This is a genomic window from Cupriavidus pauculus, assembly GCF_022179805.1.
In the GTDB taxonomy this organism is placed as follows: Bacteria; Pseudomonadota; Gammaproteobacteria; order Burkholderiales; family Burkholderiaceae; genus Cupriavidus; species Cupriavidus pauculus_E.
Map to the genome: position 1 here is coordinate 14,228 of NZ_BPUO01000021.1, position 19,258 is coordinate 33,485.

Here is a 19,258-nt window from a genome sequence, read left to right on the forward strand (position 1 = left end):
ACTCAACTGAATCAACGCCGGGGCACCCCGAAAGGGATGCCCCGGATTTTTTTCGCTCCGCAAATTCATATATATGAGTTGGTTGACATGGATGAATTCAGCGCCTACGATGGTTTCACGCTTGACCCACACGAAGGAGACAAAAAATGATTCACGTCGTACTGCATGACGCCAAGGACACCGTTGCGGTGGCCGTGGTTGAAGGGATCGAGCCGGGCACGAAGCTCAACGCCTGGATCATGGATGAAGACAAGGTGGTGACGGTGACAGCGCTGCAGCCGATTCCCATCGGACACAAGGTGGCGCTGCGCGATATGGCGCTGAACGAAACCGTCTACAAGTACGGCATCGACATCGGCAAGGTCGTCGCACCCATCAAGGCCGGCGAGCACGCACACGTGCACAACATCAAGACGAAGCGCTGGTAAGCCGCCACGTCCCGCACGTCAGTCCACGATTCCACTTCCCTTTCAAGACTCTGAGGACCCGTCATGTCTGTCATCGATCAAAACACCACGTTCTGGGGATATCGCCGCGACAATGGTCGCGTCGGTGTTCGCAACCACGTCATCATCCTGCCGCTTGACGACCTGTCCAACGCGGCGGCGGAAGCCGTTGCGGTGGCCATCAAGGGGACCATGGCGATTCCCCATCCCTATGGCCGGCTGCAGTTTGGTCCCGACCTGGACTTGCACTTCCGTACGTTGATCGGTGCAGGCAGCAATCCCAACGTGGCCGCGGTGGTGGTGATTGGCATCGAGGATGGCTGGACCAAGAAGGTCGTTGACGGCATCGCCAAGACGGGCAAACCTGTGGTGGGCTTCGGCATCGAGGGCCATGGCGACCACGACACCATCATGCGGGCGTCAAAAGCCGCCAGGCAATTCGTGCAATACGCCACGGCGCAGCACCGCGTGGAATGTCCGATTGGCGACCTGTGGATCTCAACCAAGTGCGGCGAATCGGACACCACGTCCGGCTGCGGTGCGAACCCCACGGTCGGCAATGCATTCGACAAGCTGCATCCGCTTGGCACCACGCTGGTGTTTGGGGAAACCTCGGAACTGACTGGCGGTGAGCATATCGTGGCCAACCGTTGCGCGAACGACGAGGTGCGTCACAAGTTCATGGCGATGTTCGAGCGCTACCAGGGCATGATCGACCGCTGGAAGACTTCCGACCTGTCGGAATCGCAACCGACCAAGGGCAACATCGCCGGCGGGCTCACCACGATCGAAGAAAAGGCGCTGGGTAACATCCAGAAGATCGGCAAGCAATGCACCGTCGATGGCGTGCTGGACAAGGCAGAAGAGCCTACGCATCCGGGCCTCTGGTTCATGGATTCGTCGTCGGCCGCTGCCGAAATGGTGACACTGTGTGCGGCCGCCGGTTACGTCGTTCACTTTTTCCCGACGGGCCAGGGCAACGTGATTGGCAACCCGATCGTCCCGGTTATCAAGCTGTGTGCCAATCCGCGCACCGTTCGTCTCATGAGCGAGCACATGGACGTGGATTGCTCGGGGCTCCTGCAGCGGGAGCAGACGCTGGACCAGACTGGCGACAAGCTGCTCGAATGCATGATGGCGACCATCAATGGGCGCTGGACGGCCGCCGAGGCACTGGGTCACCGTGAATTCGTGTTGACCCGCATCCACGAGTCCGCATGATGAAGCGAATCTGCATCAGCGAGTTCATGGACTCGGCAGCGGTGCAGACGCTCACCCCGGGTTTTGACGTGCGATACGAACCGGGGTGGGTGGACAAGCGCGCTGATCTGCTGGAGGGGCTGGGCGGTGTGCACGGACTGATCGTGCGCAATCGCACCCAGGTCGACGGAGCACTCCTGGCTGCGGCCAGCCATCTCAAGGTGATTGGGCGGCTGGGCGTAGGCCTGGACAACATCGATGTCGAATCGTGCCGTCAACGCGGTATCCGCGTGATCCCGGCATACGGTGCGAATGCGCGATCCGTCGCCGAGTACGTTGTGACGACGGCTGCGGTGCTGTTGCGCGGCGCGTATCTATCCAGTGCCGAGGTAGCCGCTGGAAAATGGCCGCGCGCGAGGCTGTCCGATGGCAGGGAGGCTCTGGACAAGACGCTGGGCCTCGTGGGCTTTGGCGATATCGGCAGGCGTACGGCGGCATTGGCGAAAGCCTTCGGCATGGAAGTGATTGCCCATGATCCGATGCTCTCTGCCGATGACCCTGCATGGAGCGCTACCGGCGTGCGCTGCGTTGGCCTTGACGAACTGCTGGCCCAGGCCGACGCAGTGAGTCTGCATGTGCCGCTTGTGGATGCCACGCGGAATCTTCTCGATGTGGGCCGTCTGGCATCGATGAAGCCCGGTGCCGTGCTGATCAACACCGCTCGAGGTGGCGTGGTGGATGAGGCCGCATTGGCCGACGCCTTGCGTGCGGGGCATGTCGGCGGCGCCGCGCTGGACGTATTCGGGCACGAGCCGCTACCGGCAGGCAGCCCACTGGCCAACGCGCCCAACCTGATTCTTACGCCGCATATCGGAGGCGTCACGCAGGAAGCCAATGCGCGTGTGTCGATGATGATCGCCAACGAAGTACGCAAAACGCTGGAGGCCAGCACATGACTCTTGTTCGCCTGGACGTCCTGGAACAAACGGCTACGGCTGCCTTGCGCCGGGCTGGTGCAAGCGAGGCACAAGCCTCGGCCACGGCCTCCGCGCTGGTACGGGCCGATGCAGTGGGGCTGCCATCGCACGGCGTCTCACGGGTTCCCATGTACGTGGCTCACCTGCGTCATGACAGGGTCGATGGTAATGCCGAGCCCACTGCCAGTGGCCGGCGTGCCAGCTCGCTGCTGGTCGATGCAGGCTGCGGCTTTGCCTTTGCCGCATGCGACCTCGCGGTGAAAGAGGCGATTGCGTGTGCCCGTGTGACCGGCGTCGGCGTTGCGGCCGTCACCAACAGCCATCACTTTGGCGCTGCGGCATTGCCGCTTGAGGCGGTTGCGGAAGCGGGCATGGTGGGAATTGCGATGGGCAACTCTCCGGCGGCGATGCCTGCCTGGGGCGGCAAGCGACCGCTTTTCGGCACCAATCCGATCGCCGCGGTGTTTCCGCGGCGCGGCAAGCCACCTGTCGTCATCGACTTGTCGTTGTCCGAGGTGGCGCGCGGCAAGATCATGGTTGCTGCAAGGCAAGACAGGCCGATTCCGCTGGGCTGGGCACTGGATGAAGCGGGCCAGCCAACCACGGATGCCAAGGCAGCGCTGCGCGGCTCCATGTTGCCAGCAGGCGGCGTCAAGGGCGCGATGTTGGCGCTCATGGTCGAGCTGCTGGTGACATCGCTGGCCGGTGCGCAGTTTGGCGCGGAAGCCGATTCATTCTTCGATGACGGAGGGAATCGTCCGCGCATTGGCCAGTTGTTCCTGGTGCTTGATCCAGGGGCATTCGCAGGGAGCGCGGCCTACGCGGAGCGTGTAGAAGCCCTGCTCGGCGCCATGCTGGACGACGAAGGCGCGCGCGTGCCAGGCGAGCGGCGGCATCGTGCCCGAACGGAAGCCGCGGAACGCGGGTTGGAAGTACCAGATGCGTTGTGGAGCGAACTTCGCACCTTGGCAGGAGAGTCCATCGAAGCTTGACGTAATCACTCATCCGTACAGCGGCTAGCCTGCGCAAAGACAGGCTGACGACCACAAAGGAGACAAACCATGCATCGACGCTTTAACCTTGGTGCGCGCAGAAGCATTTGCTGTGCGTTCGCGATGTTGGCAGTGATCACTACCCTGGCGGGGCCCCGATCCGTGGCCGCGGCACCGCAGGATGGCGTGGCAAATTATCCGGACAAGCCGATTCGGTATGTGGTGCCGTTTGCCGCGGGCGGACTGACGGACCTCATGGCGCGTACGGTTGCCCAGCAACTGAGTGAGGAGTGGAAGAAGCCGATCGTCGTCGACAACAAGCCAGGTGGGAATGCCAATATCGGCGCGGACCAGGTCGCCAAGGCGCCTGCGGACGGTTACACGTGGCTGGCGGTGACGCTGACGCACGCGTCGAATGTGACGTTGTTCCCCTCGCTGCCGTTCAGCATGCAGAAGGATCTGCTGCCGGTCGTCCGGGTGGCGTCGTCGCCCATGGTGGTAGTGGTGCCCGTCAACTCTCCGATCAAATCCCTGAAGGAACTTGCGGGGGCTGCGCAGAAATCGACGTTGAATGCCGGATCCAGTGGCAATGGCACGCCGCCGCACCTGACGCTGGCGCTGTTCGAGAGCCAGGCCAAGGCCAACATGACACATGTGCCCTACAAGGGCGGGGCGCCATCGATGACGGATCTCATTGGTGGACAGATCGACGTGGTGTTTTCCAACTTTCCCGAGTCGCTGGCGTACGTAAAGGCAGGCAAGCTGCGCGCGTTGGCAGTCACTACGCGCGAGCGCCACCCATTGCTCCCGGACGTGCCGACCGTCGCCGAGGCGGGATATCCGGACCTGATCGTTGAAAACTGGACTGGCCTGATGGTGCCGGCTGGTACGCCGCGCCCCATCGTGGAGAAGATATCGGCGTCCGTCGCGCGAATGCTGGGATCCGACTCGGTGCGTCAGCGCATCGCGGCCGCCGGATTCACGCCGGCTCCGCAGAGCGGACCGCCTTTTGCCGAGTACTTCGGTACCGAGGTGACGCGATGGGCAAAGGTCATTGAAGAGAAGCGCATCCGGGTGGAATGACATCGAGTACCGGGTGCTGATTATTACTGGAGTGCGCGGATGCGCGCTTCAGTGACCCGTATGTTGGGGCCGCGCGGCAACTTCAGTATCATGCAGGTTATCTATCTGAATTGCGCCCGTATTGGCTTGGCAGTCGCATAACTTGAGGATTTCGACGTGGGTTCCAGATTCGACGCGAGCGCTTCCATTGGCGGCGTTCTCTACAAGGATGTGAAGCGTGCCCTTCTGGCCGCGCTCTCGGAAGGCGAGTGGAAGCCGGCCGAGGCGATTCCGTCCGAGCGCAGGCTGATCGAACGGTTCGGCGTTTCCGTCGGGACACTGCGCAAAGCGATCGACGAGCTGGTTGCGGAGAACATCCTGATTCGCCACCAGGGCCGGGGCACGTACGTGGCAACGCATCGGATGGAAGACCACTTCTTCCGGTTCTTCCGTGTCGTGCGCCAGGATGGACATCGGGACTATCCGACCGTTCGTCTCGCAAAATTCCGCCGTGCCAAGGCAGACAAGTCTGAAGCAACTGCCCTGGGATTGTCGCCCGGCGATGCCGTTTTCAAGTTCTCCAACGTACTTTCGCTGGAGAACACCCCCGTCATGATCGATGACATTGCAGTACCGGTCGGAAGATTTCCGACGCTGACCGAGGCGCGACTTCGCGAGCGCCCGAATACGCTCTACAACTTCTACCAGGACGATTTCGGCATCAACATCATTCGTACCGACGAGAGGCTCCGCGCGACGCTGGCGAACAAGGAGGATGCCGAATTGATGGGAGTCGCCGAGGGAGATGCGTTGCTGCAAATCTTGCGCGTGGCGTATTCGTATCACGATGAGCGTATCGAGTATCGGGTTTCGAAACTCAACACGACTCATCACGAATTCACGTTCGCGCAGCCTTAGCAAGAGCGGGGCGGGAAGCCACCGGACAGCGGCGGCCTTATCCGTAGTTTTACTTTGCAGTCGGCATGGCGAATTCCGCGCCGCGTGCCGTGTCGTTCGGCCACCGTTGCATGATGCTCTTCTGGCGGGTGTAGAACCTCACGCCTTCTTCGCCGTATGCGTGCATGTCCCCGAACAACGAGCGCTTCCAGCCACCAAAGCCGTGCCACGCCATCGGAACAGGAATGGGCACGTTGATACCGACCATGCCCACTTCGATGCGGCGGCCAAACTCGCGGGCGACCTGGCCATCACGCGTATAGCATGCGACGCCGTTGCCGAATTCGTGTTCGTTGACCAGCTTCACGGCTTCTGCGAAATCATCCACGCGCACGCACGACAACACGGGACCGAAGATCTCTTCCTTGTAGATGCGCATCTCGGGCGTGACGTTGTCGAATAGCGTGCCGCCAGTAAAGAAGCCTTGCTCGTGGCCGGGGACCTTGTAGTTCCGGCCATCGACGACGAGCTTTGCTCCCTCTTCCACCCCGAGCGCAATGTAATTCTCGATGCGTTCGAGCGCTTGCCCCGTAACGACCGGGCCCATTTCCGCGTCGGCCTCCATGCCGTTCTTGATCACCAGTTCGCGTGCGCGGGCTTCCAGCTTCGGAATGATCTTGTCGGCCACGTCGCCGACGAGTACGGCTACGGAAATGGCCATGCAGCGCTCGCCCGCGGAACCGTAGGCTGCGCCGATCAGTCCGTCCACGGCCTGGTCGATGTCTGCATCGGGCATCACCACCATGTGGTTCTTCGCGCCGCCCAGTGCCTGCACGCGCTTGCCCAGCTTTGCACCCGTTTCGTAGATGTAGTTTGCAATCGGCGTGGAGCCGACGAAGCTCACAGCCTTGACGTCGTGGTGATGGAGAAGGGCGTCGACGACCGTCTTGTCACCTTGCACGACGTTGAACACGCCGTCGGGCAGTCCGGCTTCCTTGAGGAGACGGGCCATGAAAAGCGATGCGGACGGGTCGCGCTCGCTCGGCTTGAGGATGAAGCAATTGCCCGTGGCGATCGCAACAGGGAACATCCAGCAAGGGACCATGCAGGGAAAATTGAACGGCGTGATACCTGCAACCACGCCGAGCGGCTGGCGCAGCGTCCAGTTATCCATGCCGGTCGACACCTGGTCAGTGAAGTCGCCCTTCAGCAGTTGAGGCACGCCGCAGGCAAATTCGATGATGTCGATGCCACGGCTGACTTCCCCCGCCGCGTCGCTCAGCACCTTGCCGTGCTCGGCCGTGATGATCGCCGCCAGCTCGTCCTTGTGCTGATTCATCAGTTCCAGAAACTTCAGCATTACGCGCGCCCGCCGAATGGGCGGCGTGTCCGCCCACTTGGGAAATGCCGCTACCGCCGAGGCCACCGCAGCGTCGACATCTTCCACGGTACCCAGGCGGACCTGGCGTGCTACCGCGCCGGTGGCGGGGTTGAAAACGGCCTGAGCCCGCTTTCCATTGCCTTCATACGGCTTGCCGGAAAGGAAGTGAATTACCTCGGAGGTGTTGGTGTAGGGCGCAGTCATGGGCATCTCCTGTCAGTACTGAGCGGGAGGAATCGTCCTCCGCGTTATGGATGCATGCAGTGTAAGAACCGGGTGGGGCCCACGGTAGCCCCGCAGCGCCGAACTCACTGTTCAGGAAATTTATATGGTGGCATGCTATAGATACGGAATATCCCAGATATTTGTGACGATTAAGGAGCGTGCCGATGCGCAAGGAGAATGTGGAAGAGCTTTGGGAACACCTGCATTGGCTCGTTGTTCTGCAGCAGCAAGGCAGTTTCAGCAAGGCCGCCGCACGTCTTGGTGTCAGCAAGGCATCCATGAGCCAGCACATCACCGACCTCGAGAAGGCCGCCGGCATCGCGCTGGTGCAAAGGACCACGCGCAGCGCGAGCCTGACGGACGCCGGTCGGCAACTGGTCGAGTCGATGCGTGGCGCATTCGAGCAGATCGCAACGGGCTACGCCAACGTTCGAGACCTGGCAGGCGCGCCGAGGGGATTTCTGCGCGTAACGGCTCCCGTGGCATTTGCCAGGCAACAACTGGTTCCTCGTCTTCCCGAATTCCTGCGGCAGTATCCACAGATCCAGTTGGAACTGGACATGTCGGATCGCCTGCGGCCGCTGGCGCAAGAGGGCTTCGACATCGCTGTCAGGCATACATCTGCGCCGCCGGAAACCCATGTGGCATGGACGCTGTCGTCGACCCGCGCCATTCTCGTAGCGAGCCGGGCGTACCTGCGTAACCGGGGCTCCCCCGAAACGCCGCAAGCCTTGGCCGACCACGCCTGTCTGCACTATCCGAGGCGGCAAGGGGCGGCAACCTGGACGTTCGTGCCTTCGGTGGCGAGTCCTGGGTCGAAGCATGCCGATCCGGTGACTGTTCCGGTCGCCGGGCCTCTGACTGTGAACAATAGCGAAGCATTGCGTGATGCAGCGATCGATGGCGTAGGCATTGCACTGCTGCCGGACTTCAGCGCGCAGTCCGCACTTGAGACCGGCCGCCTGGTCGAGGTCTTGCCGCAATGGCGATCGACCGGTGCCTTTGGCGACTGGCTCTATGCGATTCGCCCGTACTCGGCCCATGCCTCACGGGTGTCGCAGGTATTTGTGGACTACCTGCGGGAGATCTTTTCGGAAGGTTTTACGTCGACGCCGCCCACCCTGATTTGACTTGCGCGGAAATAAGTAACGCGTAGGGCATTTTTCGTTCTTTAGTTCAAAAAATATCAAGTTATTAATTATTGATTAAGAAATAACGATTACTTAAACTCGTTTCAACACACCACGAAAGACCACGGGCACGCAGTCAGGTTTGCGCGTCCGCGCGTTGAATGAAACGGGAGACAGTGATGGAGGCGACAAAGACCGCGCAACGCATGTTGACGGTGCGGATTGCCCGCGGCACCGAGGACGGAAATTTCGCGACGTATAAGGTGCCGTGGCGCGAGAACCAGACTGTGCTCGATGTGGTAACCGAGGTGCAGCGTCGCATTGATCCGACGTTGTCCTATCGATTCGCTTGCCGTGTGGGTGTGTGCGGATCCTGCGCGATGACGGTGAACGGCAAGCCGCGTTGGACATGCCGCACCCACGTCAGTCGCGTCGAGGAGGATGGCGTGATCGTCATCGAGCCGATGCGCAACATGCCACGCATCAAGGACCTCGTGGTCGACATGTCGGAGTTCTTCGACAAATGGAAGAAGGCGGGTAACACGTTCGTTGGCACTGCCACGCGTCACGACCCGCCCGCCGCGGTCTCTCCGAACAGCAAGAAGCGGAAGATGGCCGATGCCGCCATCGAGTGCATCAACTGTGGCGTCTGCTATGCCTCGTGCGACGTGGTGGCATGGGACAAGGAATACCTTGGTCCTGCCGCGCTGAATCGTGCATGGACGCTCTACAACGACGAACGTCACGCCGATCCGAAGGATGTCCTGAAGAAGGCAACCTCGGGCAGTGGCTGCAATTCCTGTCACACGCAGGGCAACTGCATGACGCACTGCCCGGTCAGCCTGAGCCCGACGGGAAGCATCGCGGGGTTGAAGAAGAATGCCCTGATTCAGTTCCTCAAGGGAGGTGACTGACCATGGAGCAGCGTCTGTTCGCACTCCAGCGCCTGAGCGCGATGGTCATGGCCCCTTTCGTGCTCGTACATCTGGGCGTGATCTTGTACGCGGTGCGAGGTGGGCTGACCGCGGCGGAGATCCTTTCCCGCACGCAAGGCAGCCTTCTCTGGATCCCGTTCTACTCGCTGTTCGTGATCAGCGTGGCCGTTCACGTGCCCATTGGCCTGCGCAACATCCTGATCGAGTGGGGGCGCTTGAGCAGAAGCACCGCATCGATCTGCTGCCTGCTGTTCGGGCTGCTGCTGCTTTCGATGGGCCTGCGCGCCGTGGCCGCGGTTGGAGGACTGGTGTCATGAAGTCGCCGAGAAATCACCGTGCCTACTGGGCGTTTCTTGGGCATCGTCTATCGGGCCTGGCGCTTGGCATCTTCCTGCCAGCTCACTTCTACGTCCTTGGTCTCGCGCTGGATCAGCAGGCCCGCATGGACGCCTTCCTGAAGATCGCCGATATGGGCGCAGTCAAGTTTGGCGAATGGGGCCTCGTGCTGCTCCTGTCCATCCACATGTCGTTTGGCCTTCGGCTGCTGACGCTTGAACTTCTGCCATGGAGTACGACGCGCGACGCGCGCCTGTCGTGGATTAGCTGGGGAGGCGCGCTATCACTGTTCATCGGCGTGATCTTTGCCGTGGGGGTAATCTGAAATGCAAATCGAGAACTACAAGACAGACATCCTGATCCTGGGCACAGGTGGAGCGGGGCTGTTCGCGGCGTTGCATGCCAAGAAGGCAAATCCGACGCTCAGGGTGTCGGTGGCAGTCAAGGGCCTGCTGGGCAAGTGCGGCTGTACTCGAATGGTCCAGGGTGGCTACAACGTAGCGCTGTCCACCGGCGATTCGGTCGAACGTCATTTCATGGACACGATCGAAGGCGGCAAATGGTTGCCGCGCCAGGATCTGGCCTGGCGCCTCGTTGAGGGTGCAATCGAGCGCGTACGTGAACTTGAAAACGAGATCGGCTGCTTTTTCGACCGCAACCCGGACGGGACACTGCATCAGAAAGCATTCGCTGGCCAGAGTTTTGACCGGACGGTTCACAAGGCTGACCTGACGGGCATCGAGATCATCAACCGCTTGATGGAGCAGGTGAGGGCGCTCGATGTGGAAGAGCTGGAAGAGCATCGGGCTATCGAACTGATTCCCGCTGCGGACGGATCGGGTATTTCCGGCGTTCTTTTCATCGACATGCGTCGCGGCACCTATCGCTTCGTGCAGGCCAAGGCGGTGCTGCTGGCGACCGGTGCAGGACCGACGATGTACCGCTATCACACGCCATCCGGTGACAAGACCTGCGACGGGCTTGCGATGGCCATGCGCTATGGCTTGAGCCTTCGTGACATGGAGATGGTGCAGTTCCACCCAACAGGCTTGCTGGGCGGACCGGACACCCGCATGACTGGGACTGTGCTCGAGGAAGGCTTGCGCGGTGCGGGCGGCTGGCTGATCAACGGCAACGGGGATCGCTTCATGACCAACTACGACCCCCGTGGCGAGCGCGCTACGCGCGACGTGGTCAGTCGTGGCATCTACGCCGAAATGCGCGCAGGCCGGACCGGCCCGATGGGCGGTGTCTACATCCAGATGAGCCATCTCGGCCCCGAGAAGGTGGCAAAGACCTTTCCGGGGATGGTCAACCGGTGCAAGGACTGCGGCTTTGACCTGGCAGGCGGACGTGTTGAAGTGGTACCAACCGCCCACTATCTGATGGGTGGCGTCGAGTTCAATGTCGACTGCAGCACCGCGTCTCCTGGCCTGTTCGCGGCCGGCGAGGACTGCGGAGGCGTGCACGGTGCCAATCGTCTTGGCGGCAACGGGGTGGCGAACTCCACAGTTTTCGGCGGTATCGCAGGCGATTCCATGGCCGCCTACGCATCGAAGGTTCAGCATTGGAAGGAACCGGACAAGCGGGTCATCCTCAGTGGCATCGAACGTGCCGAGTATCCGTTCTCGAAGACGCCGGGCGCGATCCATGAACTCCGCGATGCGCTCGCCCAGACGATGTGGGATGACGTTGGCGTGCTGCGCCATGAGTCGGCAATGCGTCGAGGGCTTGCCTCGGTCGCGTGCCACCACGACGCGTTGATGGCCATGGGCGTGCCCGATGGCGACCGCCGCTACAACGTGACCTGGCATGACTGGCTGAATCTGCAGAGCCTGGTCGACATGTCCCGCGTGATTACCGTTTCGGCACTGGCGCGCGAGAACAGCCGCGGCGCCCATGCTCGCGAAGACTTTCCGGAGCCCGGCGATCTGCATGGCAGTCGCTATACCCGCGTGACAGCGGATGGCGATGACATTCGACTGGAGATGGTGCCGGTGAAGTTCGACATCGTGACGCCGGGCACATCACTGATTACCGGTGAGGCCGGTCAACCCCCCAAAGTTGCAGCATAAGGACCGCTACGATGACGACGATATCCATCGACCGGGTCGAGGAAGCCGCGTTCGAGATCATGAAACGCGCCGCAATCGAAATCCCCAAGGACTACAAGCAGGGCATCCGGGCGTTGCAGAAGACCGAGACCGGCAAACTGCCGCGATTCGTGATCCACGCAATGCAGGACAACTGGGAAGCCGCCGACCAGGATCGCCGGCCAATGTGCGCCGACACCGGCCTGCCGCGCTACTACGTCAAGGTAGGCAACAACGCCACAGTGCAACGCGGCTTTGTCGCGGTGGAGCGCGCGCTGCGCAAGGCCACGGCCGACGCCACGCTGGCGGTTCCGCTGCGCCCCAATCGTGTCCATCCGCTCTGGCGCACGGATAACAACAACAACGTGGGCATCAACGCGCCCGAGATCGAATGGTCGTTCGAGCCGGATTCGGACTGGGTGGACATCACCACGGTCCACAAAGGCGGGCTGTTCGGCACCGACTACCGGATGTTATTCCCCGGCGATGGTATCGACGGCATCAAGCGATTCGTGCTCGATACCCTGATCGCGTTCGGGAAACGGGGCCTGGCCTGCCAACCCGCGATTGTCGGCATCGGCCTGGGCGGATCGAAGGATACGTGCATGCAGCTTGGCAAGCAGGCAGCCTGCCTGCGGGTCGTGGGTGACCGCAATCCCGACCCGAAGATTGCCGAGCTGGAACTCGAACTCATGAAGCTTGGCAACTCCATTGGTATGGGCGCCATGGGCTTCGTGGGCTCGTCGATGGTGGTCGACTGCCATATCGAGGTTGGGCATACGCATACCGGCGGGATGCCGATCAGCCTGCATACGTTCTGCCTGTCCTCGCGGCGCGCCACAGCGCGGATCCATGCGGACGGCAGCATCGAATACCGGACGGACCCACAGTGGTTCACCCCATACCTGCGCAGGGAGACGGTCGAATGGTAAGCCCGCAAGACGATGACCTGAAGGTCTTCCACATCAATCTGCCCGCCACCACGGAAGACATTGCCAAGCTTGAGCTGGGGGCCGCCGTGTACCTGACTGGCGTGGTCTACACGGCGCGGGAAGGTGTCTACAAGAAGGTGCTCGACGAGGGCCTGGAGCCGCCCGTCGAGCTCCGCGGCCTTAGCAATGTCAACTTTCACTGCTCGCCTGCCGCCGCGCCCAATGAGGATGGAAGCTATAACGTCGGTGCAGTGACAGCCACCGCAAGTTTCCGCTTCTCGAAGTGGATACCAAAGTGGATGGAGAAGACCGCGTGCCGCATCTTCATCGGCAAGGGCGGCATGCCTGCCGACGACTACAAGCGCGTGCTAGCGCCAGGTGGGGCCATCTATCTCACGACGGTAGGTTACGGCACCGGTGCGCTACTCGGTCGGGGTATCAAGCAGGTGAAGGACGTGTTCTGGCTCGACGAACTCGGCATTGCGCAAGCCATGTGGATGTTCGAAGTGGAGAACTTCGGTCCGTTCATTGTTGAGAGCGACCTGGAGGGCAACTCGCTTTTCGCGCAGCACGCCGAAGTCATCAACGCTGGAATCGAAAAGCTTTACGCAGGGCTGAAGCCGCCAGCACTGCATCGATACGGCGAGACCGACGATCGGAAGAACGAAGTGATGTAACCAGACCCGGGAGCACGCAATGATCATCGATTTCAGGCTTCGCCCACCGATTGGGGGCTTTCTCGACACGCTGATGTATTCGGCAGGCGAGCGCCGCGACGGCTTTACCCGTACCGTTGGCTTTGACCCGTCGCCCGCGGCCCAGCAGCAATCCATGGACCTGCTGGTCAAGGAGATGGACGAAGCCCGCGTAGACAAGGGCGTCGTGGTTGGGCGTCTCGCTGGAACACTGGGCAGCGTGTCAAACGAGGACGTCGCGCGAATCGTGCGCGACTATCCGCAACGCTTCATTGGTGCGGCATCCATCGACCCGACAAACCGGGTGGCGGCATGCAAGACGATCTCGGATGCGGTCGCCGGGGGCTTCAAGGCCATCAACATCGAGCCGGGCTCGTATCCGGTTCCCATGTATGCCGATGACCGGCGCCTGTATCCGATCTATGCACATTGCGAAGATCTGGGCGTGCCCGTGATCATGATGGTTGGTGGCACCGCAGGTCCGGATCTGAGTTACTCGGATCCGGTGAAGACCGACCGCGTCCTGGCGGACTTTCCGGGGCTCAAGGTTGTTGTCGCGCATGGCGGGTGGCCCTGGGTAACGGAGATCCTCCATATCGCCTTCCGCCGGCGGAACATGTATCTGTCGCCGGACATGTACTTCTCGCGGATGCCCGGCTGGGAGGAGTACGTCAAGGCGGCGGACACGTTCCTCTCAGACCGCATGTTGTATGCAAGCTCCTTTCCATTCTGTCCGGTGCGAGACTACAAGCAATGGTTCGAGACGCTGCCGATTCGTCCTGAGAACCTGGAAAAGGTGATGGGCGGCAACGCGCGTCGCCTCCTGGGGATCTAGGTCGCGTGCGGGATGTCCATGCGGCAAAATGACAGTCTCACGCGCTAGCGGAATGCATCACTCCACAATTTGGCAGACATGGACGTCAAAACGCTTTATACGCTGGTAGCCATCGCCGATCGAGGCAGTTTTGCCGAGGCTGGCAACGCTATCGGGTTGACCGTCTCGGCCGTCAGCATGCAGATGCGGGCGCTTGAGGAAGAACTGGGCATCACCATCTTCGACCGCAGTCGCCGTCCCCCTGTGTTGACTGACGCCGGGCTGGCATTCACCAATCGTGCGCGTGACCTCCTGACCCATTGGGAAAGCATGAGCGCAGCCCTCAAGCGGGAAGCGGCCGGTGGTGTGTTGAAGCTGGGTTCGGTGCATACCTGCGTGTCCGGCGTCCTGCCGCTTGCTCTCAAGCGGCTGCATCAGCAGGGGCATCGCATCGACATCCACCTCACCACAGGCCTTACCCATGACCTGGAGCGGGCGGTGTATCGACGGCAATTGGACGTGGCTGTCGTCACTGAACCGGAGGTCCCGCGCCTGGACTTGCAGTTCATGCCTTTTTTCAACGAGGAATTCGTGGTGATCACACATACCACCACGCGAGGAGACTCGGACAAGGGAATCCTGGAGACAACGCCCTACGTGCGATTCAATCGTACCGCCCGTGTGGGGCTTCTCGTCCAGGAGGAAATGGTCCGGCGCCAGATCGCGGTCCGATCGACCATGGAAATCGATACGCTCGAGGGCGTGATCGCCATGGTCGCAAATGGGCTGGGCTCGTCGGTTGTACCTGCCCGTGGAGTAGAAAACGAATTTCCGGCATCGATCCGAACCATCCCGTTTGGCTCACCGCCTTTGATGCGCCGGCTCGGCATTCTGGTCCCCCGGGACAATCCGCGTGCGCATCTTTCGCACCTGCTGCTGGAGGCCCTCACTGCCGTGACAAAGCCGACAAGTACACCGGACGATGGTCGTCCGAGACTCGTGCAGAAGAGCTGACCATGGCCATGTCGGATTTTCTGAATCCGTACCGAATGGCATAAAGATTACCAAGTAGCAGACATTGGTGACTCCGATCCGGAAGGTCGGATGGGGGGCGTTTTGTCAAAAAAAATAGATAAGAACTTTAACTGGTAACGGTGAGCGTTATATCTCGTTTTCGTTATCAGTGAGCTGAAACTAGGATTTTCTGAAAGCACACAACGATATGCACACATAGTCGTCGACGGATGACGACGCCACAAAGGAGACAACAATGAACGCGAATGACACGGAGATGGCCAGAGGCGGTTGGATTGTGCGAGGGCGACAGTGGTGGCGTCGCATACGCCAGCATCCCATCGTCAAGGAGTTGTACCGCGACCGCGATGCACCGTCGTTCAGCACGTCTACCGGAGTGGCCATGTTTGCGTTTGTCATTGCGCCGGTGGCAATGGTGCAGGTTCATGCAGAGGAGTGGCCCACCAAGCCGGTTCGCCTTGTGGTGCCGTTTGCCTCTGGGGGCGCCACGGACCTGCTGGCTCGCGCAGTCGCCGTCGAGCTTGGCAAGCAGTGGAAGCAGCCCGTCGTCGTGGACAACCGGCCAGGTGCTGGCGGCGCGGTGGGGGCGGAAGCCGTTGCCAAATCTGCGCCTGACGGATACACGCTGTTGCTTGCGTCGGGAAGCATGTTCACGGTCAATCCATTCATCTATCAGAAGCTTCCGTACTCGGCCGAGAGTTTCGAGATGATCAGCAAGATCGCCAGCGGGCCGATGGTGCTGACTGTGAATACCAGGTTGCCGGCGAAATCGATGGCGGAATTCATCAATTATGCGAAGGCAAATCCTGGTAAGCTGACTTTCGCATCGGCCGGCAATGGCAGCCAGGTACACATTGCAAACGAAGCCTTCGCGGAAGCCGCCGGTATCGATGTGGTGCACGTGCCGTACAAGGGGGAAGGGCCCGCCTACGCAGATCTGATGGCGGGGACGGTGGACATGACGGTGGGCAACATCAATGCCATCTCTCCGCTGCTCAAAGGCAACCGTCTCCGGGCTCTGGCTGTGACCGGAAAGGAACGATCCCCGCTGTTGCCCGACGTACCGACCACATCCGAGGCAGGTCTTCCTGGATTCACCTTCTATGGGTGGTTCGCATTGATGGCGCCGACAGGGACGCCCAAGGAGCTGACGGCGAGGATGTACGCGGATCTGGAGAAGGCCACCGCCGGGCCGAGCATGCAGCAGTATCTCGCTGCGCAAGGCATGACGAGAACGTTGACGCCAAAGGGCCAGCTGCCACAGGAGATCGCACAAGAGTCCGGGCGCTGGAAGCAACTGGTCACCAAGCGCAAAATCTCTGCCAACTAAATGAATTGCGGCAGTTCCTTGCTACGCATTTCAGCCGTGAACTGGGGATCCATGGGTACGGAACACTATGCAGTGCTTGGGGCAACGGTCGTAAGTGCCTACACGGTATTCGGACTCACCGGTTTCGGCGCGGCGATGGTGGCCGTACCGATCCTGGTGCAGTTCATGCCGCTACAGTTCGTGGTGCCCATGCTTCTGCTCCTCGACCTTGTGACAACTGCGATGGTCGGCATGCGCAACTGGAGCTCGGTATCCCGGCCAGAGCTGCTTCGCCTCATTCCATTCATGCTGGTGGGCGTGGCGCTGGGCACTACGGTGCTTGCACAGGTCGAATCCCGCTGGCTGCTCGTAGCCCTGGGCCTTTTTGTGATCCTGATGACGGCACGGGCGCTGCTAAGCGCTTCGGCACGCGCAGAGGGCGTGGCAAACGGCTGGGCGGTACCGGCTGGCGTTGTGGGGGGGATATTCAGCGCGCTGTTTGGAACCGGAGGCCCGATCTATACGATGTACTTGTCTCGCAGGCTGCCGCAGATCGACGCATTCCGATCGACAATCGCTGCTGTCATCCTGTTGAGTGCCCTGGTGCGCCTGGCAGCTTTCGCCAGCAGCGGCCTGCTTCAGCAAGAAGACTTGCTGCGCAGCGCCGCCATTGCGATGCCCTTCAGCCTGATCGGGCTGGCGATTGGATCGCGACTTCGGCGTGTCATCTCCGCTGACGCGGTGCGGCGCGCGTTACTGCTCTTTCTTGGCCTCAGCGGAGCTTCCGTGCTCTGTCGCGGTCTGCTAATGCATTGAACGCGGCTTCGTATGAAGATCAAGCGGGACAGGGCGCGTGAGCGACTCCGGCTGCAGGATTCTGTCGAGTTCTTCCTGCGATAGCAGCCCTCGACGCAGCACGATCTCATAGACGCTGCCGCCTGTGACATGGGCTTCCTGAGCAACCGCCGTCGCGTTCTCATATCCGATGTAGGGGTTCAGGGCCGTGACCACACCAATCGAGTTTTGAACTGCGGCGCGTAGTTTGTCCTCATTGGCCGTGATGCCCTTGACGCAGCGTTCCGCCAGGGTCAGGCAGCCCGCGCGAAGATGGCTGACGCTCTTGAAGAGGCTGTGCGCAATGATGGGTTCGAAGGCATTCAGCTGAAGCTGCCCTGCTTCTGCCGCAAAGCTGACAGTGACATCGTTGCCGATGACTTCGAAGGCAATCTGGTTAACCACCTCGGGAATGACCGGATTCACTTTTCCCGGCATGATGCTCGACCCGGCCTGCATCGGCGGCAGGTTGATTTCACCGAATCCCGCCCTGGGTCCGCTGGACAGCAGGCGCAAATCATTGCACGTCTTGGAAAGCTTGACCGCCACGCGCTTGAGCACGCCAGAAAGCTGCACGAATGACCCGCAGTCTTGCGTGGCTTCGATAAGGTTGGGCGCTGTCGAGAGTGGGATACCGGTGATGTCACACAGCCGCTTCAGCACAACCGGTGCGTACGACGGATGCGCCGTAATGCCTGTACCGATCGCCGTGGCGCCGAGGTTGATCTCGCAGATCAGCAGGGCGGCCTCACGCAGGCGTTGCTCGTCTTCGCCCAGCATCACCGCATACGTGCTGAACTCCTGCCCAAGCGTCATGGGTACGGCGTCCTGCAATTGCGTGCGCCCCATCTTGATGATGTGAGCGAACTCGTCTGCCTTTTCCTCAAATGCCTTGCGCAAGACGGCCATGGCATCCACCAGGCCAGCAATCCCGAACCAGGTGGCAATCTTGAGTGCCGTCGGATAGACGTCGTTCGTGCTTTGGCCGATGTTGACGTGCTCGTTCGGGTGGAGATGCTGATACTCCCCTTTGCCGTGGCCGAGCAACTCCAACGCACGATTCGCGATGACCTCGTTGGCATTCATGTTCGTCGAGGTGCCGGCGCCGCCTTGTATCACATCGACCACAAACTGCTGATGGAGCGCACCATTGGCGATTTCCTTGCACGCATTGACGATGGCATCGCAACGCTGCTGGTCCAGCAAGCCGAGTTCATGATTTGCAAGGGCAGCCGCTTGCTTGATTGCGGCCAGGGCCTTGATGAGCTCGGGATAGATGGAAATCGGCGTGCCCGTGATCGGGAAGTTCTCGACGGCGCGTAGTGTATGGACGCCATAGTATGCGTCCGAAGGAACCTGGCGATCGCCAAGTAGGTCGTGTTCGGTTCTGAAGCCTGCGCTGGACATGATCGCCTCCGGGTACGGTTCGCCTGCAGTTGGTGGCTGAAGTCTAATGCTTGATCGCGTGCCTCACCGTCGTCCATGCAAAGACGGTATTACGGCAGAAGGGCACACAGACGTTATGCAAAAAGTGCATGGATACAGGTGCCGACGTTCCTTCGAGGCGGTCACGCTCGTCACGGGCAAGGCAGAGGCTCGATAGAAATCAAAAAAAGCGGCGCAATGACTTCTGGTTTACGGGTGTCACCTACAAGTTCACGCCGGCGTTTGACGTGCAGTTGGGGTAGTACTACTCCAACATCAAGAAGATGAACCTGAATGGTCCCACAGGTGCCACCAGCAATCCGGCGAACCCGCAGCAGGTCAATCTGGTTCTGGACTATGCGTTGAGCAAGCGCACCGACGTCTATGTGTCGACGGCCTGGGCGCATAACGGCAGTCTGGACAATGACGGCGCCTTCACGCTGTACCTGTTCAACTACGCACAGCCTCCCGGCGCCAAGAATATGGTGGGCTTTGCAACGGGTATCCGGCACGTGTTCTAAATTCCGGGTACCGGAATGC

Annotated in this window: 20 protein-coding genes; 18 read left to right on the forward strand and 2 right to left on the reverse strand. The window is 60.8% G+C overall.

Annotated features, from left to right (window positions below):
• Window positions 1-146: 146 nt before the first annotated feature.
• The 6 genes from MFF62_RS28085 to MFF62_RS28110 all read left to right on the forward strand — a co-directional run bounded on the left by MFF62_RS28085 (window position 147) and on the right by MFF62_RS28110 (window position 5,595).
• On the forward strand, window positions 147-428 hold the full coding sequence (locus MFF62_RS28085) for a UxaA family hydrolase (RefSeq protein ID WP_137923741.1): 282 nt from the start codon (window positions 147-149) through the stop codon (window positions 426-428).
• A gap of 63 nt (window positions 429-491) precedes the next feature.
• Window positions 492-1,667: a UxaA family hydrolase gene (locus tag MFF62_RS28090; protein ID WP_238266723.1), complete on the forward strand. Its 1,176-nt coding sequence runs from the start codon at window positions 492-494 to the stop codon at window positions 1,665-1,667.
• Window positions 1,667-2,602, forward strand: a complete 936-nt coding sequence (locus MFF62_RS28095; RefSeq protein WP_238266918.1) for a hydroxyacid dehydrogenase — start codon at window positions 1,667-1,669, stop codon at window positions 2,600-2,602. The genes MFF62_RS28090 and MFF62_RS28095 overlap by 1 nt, the downstream gene beginning before the upstream one ends.
• Window positions 2,599-3,615, forward strand: a complete 1,017-nt coding sequence (locus tag MFF62_RS28100; RefSeq protein WP_238266726.1) for an Ldh family oxidoreductase — start codon at window positions 2,599-2,601, stop codon at window positions 3,613-3,615. Before MFF62_RS28095 ends, MFF62_RS28100 begins: the two co-directional genes overlap by 4 nt.
• Before the next feature lie 69 nt (window positions 3,616-3,684).
• Window positions 3,685-4,698 carry a Bug family tripartite tricarboxylate transporter substrate binding protein gene (locus tag MFF62_RS28105; protein ID WP_238266728.1) on the forward strand — a complete coding sequence of 338 codons (1,014 nt, stop codon included), beginning with the start codon at window positions 3,685-3,687 and terminating at the stop codon, window positions 4,696-4,698.
• 156 nt (window positions 4,699-4,854) lie between these two features.
• Complete coding sequence (locus MFF62_RS28110; protein ID WP_238266730.1) at window positions 4,855-5,595, forward strand: GntR family transcriptional regulator; 741 nt, start codon at window positions 4,855-4,857, stop codon at window positions 5,593-5,595.
• 49 nt (window positions 5,596-5,644) lie between these two features.
• On the opposite strand, the gene MFF62_RS28115 is transcribed toward MFF62_RS28110, so the two are convergent.
• Entirely contained in the window at window positions 5,645-7,159 is a 1,515-nt protein-coding gene (locus MFF62_RS28115; protein ID WP_238266732.1) for a CoA-acylating methylmalonate-semialdehyde dehydrogenase, read from the reverse strand.
• 185 nt (window positions 7,160-7,344) lie between these two features.
• Here MFF62_RS28115 and MFF62_RS28120 point away from each other — a divergent pair, with 185 nt between their 5' ends.
• From MFF62_RS28120 to MFF62_RS28170, 11 genes are all read left to right on the forward strand, one after another.
• Window positions 7,345-8,310, forward strand: coding sequence for a LysR family transcriptional regulator (locus tag MFF62_RS28120; protein ID WP_238266734.1), 966 nt, complete (start codon window positions 7,345-7,347; stop codon window positions 8,308-8,310).
• Window positions 8,311-8,489: 179 nt separating this feature from the next.
• Window positions 8,490-9,224 carry a succinate dehydrogenase/fumarate reductase iron-sulfur subunit gene (locus tag MFF62_RS28125; protein WP_238266736.1) on the forward strand — a complete coding sequence of 245 codons (735 nt, stop codon included), beginning with the start codon at window positions 8,490-8,492 and terminating at the stop codon, window positions 9,222-9,224.
• Window positions 9,225-9,226: 2 nt separating this feature from the next.
• Complete coding sequence (locus tag MFF62_RS28130; RefSeq protein WP_238266738.1) at window positions 9,227-9,562, forward strand: succinate dehydrogenase/fumarate reductase transmembrane subunit; 336 nt, start codon at window positions 9,227-9,229, stop codon at window positions 9,560-9,562.
• Window positions 9,559-9,906 (forward strand): succinate dehydrogenase/fumarate reductase transmembrane subunit, encoded by a 348-nt coding sequence (locus MFF62_RS28135; protein ID WP_238266740.1) that lies wholly within the window; start codon window positions 9,559-9,561, stop codon window positions 9,904-9,906. Before MFF62_RS28130 ends, MFF62_RS28135 begins: the two co-directional genes overlap by 4 nt.
• A 1-nt stretch (window position 9,907) precedes the next feature.
• A complete protein-coding gene (locus tag MFF62_RS28140) occupies window positions 9,908-11,656 on the forward strand; it encodes an L-aspartate oxidase (protein WP_238266745.1) in 1,749 nt (582 codons plus the stop codon).
• Window positions 11,657-11,667: 11 nt separating this feature from the next.
• A complete protein-coding gene (locus tag MFF62_RS28145) occupies window positions 11,668-12,606 on the forward strand; it encodes a fumarate hydratase (RefSeq protein ID WP_238266753.1) in 939 nt (312 codons plus the stop codon).
• Window positions 12,600-13,283, forward strand: coding sequence for a fumarate hydratase C-terminal domain-containing protein (locus tag MFF62_RS28150; protein WP_238266762.1), 684 nt, complete (start codon window positions 12,600-12,602; stop codon window positions 13,281-13,283). The genes MFF62_RS28145 and MFF62_RS28150 overlap by 7 nt, the downstream gene beginning before the upstream one ends.
• A 19-nt stretch (window positions 13,284-13,302) precedes the next feature.
• Complete coding sequence (locus MFF62_RS28155) at window positions 13,303-14,136, forward strand: amidohydrolase family protein (protein ID WP_238266763.1); 834 nt, start codon at window positions 13,303-13,305, stop codon at window positions 14,134-14,136.
• 78 nt (window positions 14,137-14,214) lie between these two features.
• Window positions 14,215-15,129 (forward strand): LysR family transcriptional regulator, encoded by a 915-nt coding sequence (locus MFF62_RS28160; protein WP_238266764.1) that lies wholly within the window; start codon window positions 14,215-14,217, stop codon window positions 15,127-15,129.
• Between the two features lie 256 nt (window positions 15,130-15,385).
• Complete coding sequence (locus tag MFF62_RS28165; protein WP_238266766.1) at window positions 15,386-16,480, forward strand: tripartite tricarboxylate transporter substrate binding protein; 1,095 nt, start codon at window positions 15,386-15,388, stop codon at window positions 16,478-16,480.
• 51 nt (window positions 16,481-16,531) lie between these two features.
• Window positions 16,532-17,275, forward strand: a complete 744-nt coding sequence (locus tag MFF62_RS28170; RefSeq protein WP_238266768.1) for a sulfite exporter TauE/SafE family protein — start codon at window positions 16,532-16,534, stop codon at window positions 17,273-17,275.
• Here the strand turns inward: MFF62_RS28170 and aspA are convergent.
• Window positions 17,264-18,700 (reverse strand): aspartate ammonia-lyase, encoded by a 1,437-nt coding sequence (aspA, locus tag MFF62_RS28175; RefSeq protein ID WP_238266773.1) that lies wholly within the window; start codon window positions 18,698-18,700, stop codon window positions 17,264-17,266. The genes MFF62_RS28170 and aspA overlap by 12 nt on opposite strands.
• 302 nt (window positions 18,701-19,002) lie before the next feature.
• Here aspA and MFF62_RS28180 point away from each other — a divergent pair, with 302 nt between their 5' ends.
• Window positions 19,003-19,239 carry a porin family protein gene (locus MFF62_RS28180; protein WP_238266775.1) on the forward strand — a complete coding sequence of 79 codons (237 nt, stop codon included), beginning with the start codon at window positions 19,003-19,005 and terminating at the stop codon, window positions 19,237-19,239.
• The last annotated feature ends 19 nt before the right edge of the window (window positions 19,240-19,258 follow it).